This is a genomic window from Amycolatopsis taiwanensis DSM 45107 (genome assembly GCF_000519205.1).
Lineage (GTDB): Bacteria > Actinomycetota > Actinomycetes > Mycobacteriales > Pseudonocardiaceae > Amycolatopsis_E > Amycolatopsis_E taiwanensis.
On record NZ_JAFB01000042.1, the window covers coordinates 73,375 to 80,902 of the forward strand.

Consider the following 7,528-nt stretch of genomic DNA (forward strand, 5'->3'; position numbering starts at 1 on the left):
CGCCGGCGAAGCGCTGGCCCGCTCACGCGGCTTAACTGAGCGGGACATGTCTTTGCTGTCCTACCTGGACCGGCACCGTGTACTCACTGCCTTACAGGTCACGCGCCTGCTGTTCGGCTCGCCGCACCACGCCCGCCACCGCCTCACCGCGCTCTACAACCGTGGGGTGCTGGCGCGGTTCCGGCGCGAGGTCTGGCCCGGCTCCCAGCCCTGGCGTTACACCCTCGGCCACGTCGGCGCGACCGTGCACGCTGCCGCCACCGACAACCCACTACCGAAACCCTCGACCGTCACCGAGAAAGTCCTACGGCTGGCGAACTCCCCACACACCGAGCACCTGTTAGGCGTGAACGAGTTCTTCACGCGCCTCGCCGGAGCAGCCCGCGCGCACAATGGGTGCGTGCTGCGCCAGTGGTGGCCCGAAACCATCACCGCCGACGCTTGCGGCGGGATCGTCCGCCCGGACGGCTACGGCGAATACACCGACCCGCACGGCACCCTCGGGTTCTTCTACGAACACGACACCGGCACCGAAACCCTCGACACCCTCACCGACAAGATCACCAAATACGCCGAACTTGCCCGCGCCGGTATCACCAAACCTGTCTTGTTCCGCTTGCCCAGCCTCGCGCGGGAACAGCACCTGCACGTCGCCATCACGCGCCGATGGCCTGCCGGGGTCCCCGTCCTGATCGCCACCACCGCCGCCGACCATTCGGCGCCGTGCGAGCCCGCGACGGACGCGGTGTGGCTGCCCGCCGGACACACCCGACACCACACCCTGACTGAACTCGCCGCACGAGGCGCGCACCGCCACCCGGCACCACGACGGAGGGCCGCATGAACAACACGCCCCCGCCACCCATCCGCTTCGCTGTCCGCTCTCGGCTGCGCGGCTGGCCTCGATGGCCGCCGCCCTGTCAGTGCCGGACGGGGGTTTCACCGTCGATCCCGCCGCCGGAACCGATGTGCGCACCGGCTACGCCGTGTCCGTGCATCCGGCCTGTGAACGCACCTACCCGCGCCGTGTCACCGTCGATGACCTCGCCGACTTCCTCACCTGCTCACCGGCTGTGCTCGCGCTGGTGTTGCCGGGGCAGGTGTTCGGCGGCTGGCGCGACCCCATCACCGGCCGCGTACATCTCGACGTGTCCGCCGTCGCGCCGACACTGGCCGCCGCACTTGCCCTTGGCCGCCGTACCGGGCAGCGTGCCGTGTTCGACCTCGCCGACGGACGGTCAATCCCCGTCCCGGCACGCACGCACCGGCGAGACGAGGTGGGACACCCGGTCTCTGCTGTCCCGCCGGGACGAGACCGCGAGTCTCGGCCAGTCTCGCCGGTCTCGGAACCCCTCTCGCCGATTGTCTCGGAGGTGACTACCCCGCCACACCACACACCCGCCCTGCTCGCCGATGCCGCCAAGGAGACACCCGCCGTGCCCGCCTCCACGCCGCGCCCATCCCGCGACACCACCACCGACACCGACAACGCCGACACGGGCGGTGTCGTACTGCCGCTGCACCAATCGTCCACGCGAAACAGCGTGTGGACGGTAGAGAGCATCGACACCGAACCCATGACCACCCAGCATTACGACCAAGCGGTGACCGTGCTGGCCGTGCTCATCGGACAGTGGAAAGACCGCCGCGATACCAGCGATAGCAACAAAAAAGCCGCCTAAAACGGCCGGGAAACCCGTTGCGTGGCTTCACTTTCCCGCCGGTATTTGGGACAATGAAGACAACGGGGGGATCACCGCCGCGACCAGCGGTTTCAAGTGATAGTTCGTAGCGTGCCGGGGGCTTGCGGAAACCTTGCACAACGCGGTTTCACGGCAAGTCCCCGGCACGCCCGCACGACACAAGGAGTCCGGCAACCATGACGCGATCGGCGACGAAACGACGTGGCCGCAAGACCACCCGCACCCTCGATGACCTCGACACGGTACGGGTCGGGATCTACGTCCGGCGTTCCACCGACGACGAACACCAGCCCTACTCCATCCAAGCCCAAGACAACCGCCTTGAGTCCTATGTGGATTCGCAACCCGACTGGCGTTTGGTGAAACGGTTCCACGACGACGCCTCCGGCGCGACCACCGACCGCCCGGGGCTGCAACGAGCGCTCGGTGCCGCCCGCGCCGGGCTGATTGACGTGCTGCTGGTCTACCGGGTGGATCGGTTCTCCCGGAACCTGTCCGACATGGTGACCCTGCTCGACGAACTGGAAGAGTGCGGGGTGGTGTTCCGGTCGGCCACCGAGCCGTTCGACACCGCGACGCCGATGGGGCGGATGCTGGTGCAGATGCTCGGCATGTTCGCCCAGTTCGAGCGCGCCACCATCATCGATCGCGTGATCAACGGCATGGAGCGCAAGCACGCCAACGGCAAATGGAAGGGCGGGAAACGCCCCTTCGGCTACCAGGTGGACAAGACCACCGACACCCTTGTGCCCGACGAATCCGAAACCGTGATCGTCAGGTTGATCTTCGATCTCTACACCCGCGATCGGCTCGGTACCCGCTCGATTGCCAAGGTGCTCAACGACCGAGGACACCGCACCACCACCGGCGGACGCTGGTCCGGACACCAAGTACTACGAGCACTGAACAACCGCGTCTACCTCGGCGAACTCTCATTCCGCGAGACCACCAAGACCGGCACCCACCCCGTGCTCATCACGACCGAGACGTGGGAGAAAGCGCAAACCATCCTTGAAGCGCGGGGCGAGTCCCACGCCCACCGCGCCTCCTCCGGCTCGGACTACGTGCTCACCGGCCGCCTGCGCTGCCCGAAATGTGGCAAGCCCATGATCGGGACACGGGCCACCGGGCGGAACAAGACCTACCGCTACTACACGTGCTGGAACCTCGCCCGCTACGACGCCACCAAGTGCGACGCCAAGCGCTTGAACGCTGATGCCGTAGACGCCGCCATCCTCGACGCCCTGGCCGACTTCTACCGCACCCGACACGACCTCATCACCGACGCCATCACCGCCCAGCAAGCCCAACACCGTGCCACGCACGCCGATCGCCGCGCCGAACTCACCACCGTCCACGCCCAGATCACCAACACCGACCAGGCCATCGAGCGCTACCTCACCGCGTTCGAGAACGGCACGATGGACGAAGACCTCGTCGCCGACCGCCTCACCGGCCTACGGGCACGGATCAAGGAACTCCGCGCCCACCGTGACCACCTCGTCGCAGATCTCGACGACGGCCCAACCGCACCCGACCCGGCAACGTTGGCCGAAGTCGCTGATCACATCGGCGACGTGATCGCCGATGGTAGCCACAACCACACCAAAACCCTGATCGAAGCCCTCATCGCCACAGTCACCATCACCGGACCCAACACACTCAAGCCCGTGTTCCGCATCCCCCAACCCCGCGCAGACGAGGTCGCAACCGCTCAACCAGCGGAAACAGCCCCGAAAGAAACGGTTCGCACAATGACTACATCGGTGGGCCGGGCGGGGCTCGAACCCGCGGCCAAGGGATTATGAGTGCCCGAAATCACATTGCACAGGGCTGATAGGCAGGCAGGGCTGGCGTCAGTGGGTGGCTTGAGGGACCGGCTGGCAGTCGGCGGCAACATTTCATGGACAGGTCTATGGACAGGTTCTGCCGTGTCTCGCCACCTACCCGCGTCATTGTTGAGCCGAGGCTGTCGGCGTGCAGCTCGAAACGTTGCGGGTCAGCACCATGCCGATGGCTGAGGGGGACCTGAGCGAGGTAGGTGGGTCTCTGCGAGGTCTGGACTCTGGTCCATGTCGGTGGATGAAATTGCGTCGCCATAGTAGAATTGAGTCAATTAAAGATTTCATGCAACACTTCGAGGGGGTTTTGAGTTGGAGAATAAGTATTGGCTTCTGGAGTGGATGGACTCATGTGAGATTAGGTCGGCTCGCGACGTTGAGAAGGTCATCGTCGAACCGGAGAAGTTTCAGGAACTGAACTCTATAGCGGCAGAGGCAAGCGCGAGCCCGGGGGGAAGTCCCCGAACGAATAATCCCATAGTTGCAGGTAGGGGGATTGATCTATCCGGCGAATTAACGGGCGCCGATGAACACGAGCTGATTGATGAAATTGACCGTGCGTTTGGTGTGGCGTGGCATTACTTTGATGAAGTGATCGTTGAGGGTTTGTCAGCTCGGCGATACATGAAGATGATTTCGAATAACGACGATGATCTGGCGCGTGGGAGGGTACGCGCACACTGCATTCTTCTCTTGCACCTCCGTAAGATTGGTGCTCTTGACAGCGTTGTTTTTCGACAAAAGCCGGATCCTTGTGTTCGACACGGTGATGACGCATCGATACTCGAAGACGCGGGACTCAAGCGGATCCTAGACGATCGAATGAGTATCGTTGAAATTTTAGCAGAGGGGACGCTGCATGATATAGAGGATCATTACTTTTGGGCGGGAGATGGACATTTCCATTACGTCTATGAGCATCCTCTCGTTGGTGTTGTGCGGGGTGGCATTGAAGGATCTCCTGCTGGGTATGAAGTAGGCGAACTTAAAAGATTAATATCGAGCAATATATTCGATTTATATGCTACTTATGCGGCCGCCGATGTCGCGATCGCCTCGGAATGCTCCGCGCCTTTGGCGACGATGTCACCCATTCTTGAGTCAATCTTAGGCGGGAGCGGTAGCAAGACTGCGGTAGATACTAGGAGTCTTGTGAATGATGTGGCCATAGAGATTGGTCTACCGATCCTGCATGGAGTTTCTGCTTCGGACCTGCTGAAGATCCGAGAAGATGAGAGCGACGCATTTGAACGATTCCGTGTGGCACTGCGTACAGTGATCAACGAAGTGGTTAAGAAAAGCGATCAGAGTGTGAATCCAAGCGGAGCTGCTGTTAGTATAGTTGAAGAATTTCTTATTCCGGCGTTACATGACATTGACCAGCGTCTAGGTGTTGCACGGAAGGCGCTGACTCGAAAATCTGTCGCGAATGTATCAGTCGGCGCCACTGCCGTAGTCGCTGGCCTTATTGCTGGAATTCCGCTGCTGCTGCCGGCCGGAATTGCGTTGGGCATGGCCGTTCCGGGTGCGAATCTTGCTAAATATCTGGAAGAAAAAGGCCAGGTCGAGCTATCTGACATGTACTTTCTCTGGAAACTTCAAAATAGAACTGTGAGGTAGGTGAGATCATGATCAGAAACCCTTACAAGTTTAGCCGACAATCGTCCATCAGATTTCATCCGGAAAATCCACTGCTGATCCTCAGGGCGTTGCGGCTTGTAACTCGGTTGCAGACGCGCCTACCTGGCGCACGTCTACACTTCAACGCCTTTGATTCGTTTCGATGCACGTCGGTAGTACCAATTAGAAATGGGTTCGTCCCTGCTTATTATTTCGGCGTACTGTGCTTCGATGCTCTTTGTCGCCGAAGCTAACTCTTCGATATCTTTGTAATACTTGGACAATTCTAGGACTGTAGAAGTAGTGTGGCGGAGTTGAGTGTATCGCCGAGCCGATTCTCTGAAGGACGGTGCTTTTCGCTCTGCTCCGAGGAACGACCCTGTGGCGGACACGAGTCCTGCGGTGGCTGACGCTATACCCCATGCTTTCGGAAAATCGAGTGCGACCAGGGCGCCGGCGATAGCCGAAATCAATGCTGGAACGAATACGATCAACTTTCCCAGAAGTTGAGCCCCTTTTGCTGCTTCGAAATACGATTGCGCCGTGTACGTTGCATTTTGGTAGATGCGGTCAAGAACCTTGCGGTATGCATCCGCTTCTGGTCTCTTCAAGGTCAATCTACCTACCCCCTATTTCTCGGTAATGGTACGGATGGTCCATCAAGCAAATAATGCGCCGTCCATTGGGTGTCTGTTTTCTCTGAGCACAGACTCTCTAGTAGTTTTCTCGGGCAGTACCTCGCCTCGTATGCTCCAATCAGCAGTGAGCGTCTAACAAAGAGATCTGTCTCATTTTGATAAATAAATATAAGTCGCTGTCCGTCACCTCTTCCTGAATTGCGACCGACATAGCGGCTTGAATATTCACGAAGGATCACATTCTTGTTTTTGTCTTCGATGGCAGCCCAGGCAAGATCCTTCACGTATTGGTCCTTTTTGTCACGGCTCAGAAAGAACTCGATGATCTGGCGATCGAGTGTTGGATTAGTAATCAAATCCGACTTTCGGGAAATACGGGTTAAGTAGCGGCCGATATTGGTCGATATATCCTTGAACTTATATAGGTAGTCAAAAATTTCCTTGGCTAAATGAGGATTTTGCTCTATGTTACCAAGGCACCAGCTAACGGCATGCTTGTCTTGCAACAGCCCTAGCCGGTAGAGTGCAAATCTGAAGTCTCGAGGGCTGACTTGGTCGGCCTTGACGACCTTGTCGAAATACTTCTCGACAGCGGCGGCCGCAGCCTTCCCTTTGGTTTGAACTTTGTAACTGATCGCGTCCTTTTCCGAGTCCTCGAAAGCCTTCAGGGCGTCGGCTGGATCGTATATTCGTGTCTTGGAGGTGGACATCGGTAGTCGACGTGCTCGCATTAGGTGGTTAACCTCGAGGAGGACTGATCTCAACTCGCTCCAATCGCCACCAAAAATGTCAATATCATCGGAAAAACGTAAATAATCCACTCGGTTGCGAGCAAGGAAGTCGTCGATAGGTGATAGGTAGAGGTTTGCGAGAATTCCGGAAACCTCGGGTCCCTGAGGAAGTCCCCAAGCTTCTCTGCTCTGTTGATAGCCATCCAAAAATAGCTTAAGTAAACCGGTGTTGTAGTCTCGAATCTCGAGCTCATCGATGTCGTTCATCAGAGTGTCGAAATCCACGCTCTCGTAGAATGAGACGATGTCCGTCTTAGCGAGCAGTGTTCGCTTACCTTGGCGGAGTTTGCGCCTGGCAAGTCGTTGCATTCGGACCCAAGACCGAATGGGTGCCCAGAGGCCGTGCTGATCTCGACGCCACCGATGGCTGTAGACAGCACGTGGCTGTCGATGCATTTGGCGATTTGAGCCACGAGGGCGGTATATAGTAGGTAGTCTTCAATCGAAAATCTGGCAAGTGGCCTGACATTGATTGCGTCTTTGGGTTTATCGACAATGATGAAATTTTTGGGGACCGTTTCGCCAGCCTCTATTCGCGCGAGCACCGAATTACATACCCCAGCCTTCGAATGTGTGACGTCCGCCCATTCTATAATATCACCCAATGAGGTGATCTCAGCAAGATCAGCTTGGTGGTGGGGGGGCTGGGCGGTGATGGTATGGGGTGATGCACCGGTTGGCTGGTGGTACCGGTGAGGTGTGGGCGGGGAGCTCCTGATAGGACTGGATTTGCGAAGATCAAGTCCAAGGACAGGGGCTCCCCGTGATTGCCTATCGTGCCATGCTCGACGTGCCGCGTGAACTCGCCCAGTACATCAGCCGACTTCTCCACGCTGAACGCCGTCAGCGTGGTACCCGCAAGAACAGCAGGGCGTTGACCTGCTTTCGCCAGGCAGTGCTGGGGTTGCGCTGGTTCCGTCAGGACGTCGATGTCA

6 protein-coding genes are annotated in these 7,528 nt (G+C 58.7%); 4 read left to right on the forward strand and 2 right to left on the reverse strand.

Annotated features, from left to right (window positions below; translation table 11 throughout):
* Positions 1-46 precede the first annotated feature (46 nt).
* The 4 genes from A3CU_RS0129370 (at position 47) to A3CU_RS52830 (ending at position 5,164) form a co-directional block, all read left to right on the forward strand.
* On the forward strand, positions 47-844 hold the full coding sequence (locus A3CU_RS0129370; protein ID WP_052372387.1) for a replication-relaxation family protein: 798 nt from the start codon (positions 47-49) through the stop codon (positions 842-844).
* A 61-nt stretch (positions 845-905) separates the two neighbouring features.
* The gene (locus A3CU_RS51565; protein ID WP_156960615.1) at positions 906-1,682 is read left to right on the forward strand and encodes a hypothetical protein; all 777 of its coding nucleotides are present in this window, start codon (positions 906-908) and stop codon (positions 1,680-1,682) included.
* Positions 1,683-1,879: 197 nt separating this feature from the next.
* A complete protein-coding gene (locus A3CU_RS47265) occupies positions 1,880-3,511 on the forward strand; it encodes a recombinase family protein (RefSeq protein ID WP_043842959.1) in 1,632 nt (543 codons plus the stop codon).
* Between the two features lie 345 nt (positions 3,512-3,856).
* The gene (locus A3CU_RS52830; RefSeq protein ID WP_156960616.1) at positions 3,857-5,164 is read left to right on the forward strand and encodes a hypothetical protein; all 1,308 of its coding nucleotides are present in this window, start codon (positions 3,857-3,859) and stop codon (positions 5,162-5,164) included.
* 134 nt (positions 5,165-5,298) lie between these two features.
* Here the strand turns inward: A3CU_RS52830 and A3CU_RS52835 are convergent, their stop codons facing one another.
* Positions 5,299-5,775, reverse strand: a complete 477-nt coding sequence (locus A3CU_RS52835) for a hypothetical protein (RefSeq protein ID WP_156960617.1) — start codon at positions 5,773-5,775, stop codon at positions 5,299-5,301.
* A gap of 11 nt (positions 5,776-5,786) precedes the next feature.
* Positions 5,787-6,989, reverse strand: a complete 1,203-nt coding sequence (locus A3CU_RS51570; RefSeq protein ID WP_084143928.1) for a reverse transcriptase domain-containing protein — start codon at positions 6,987-6,989, stop codon at positions 5,787-5,789.
* Positions 6,990-7,528: the final 539 nt, after the last annotated feature.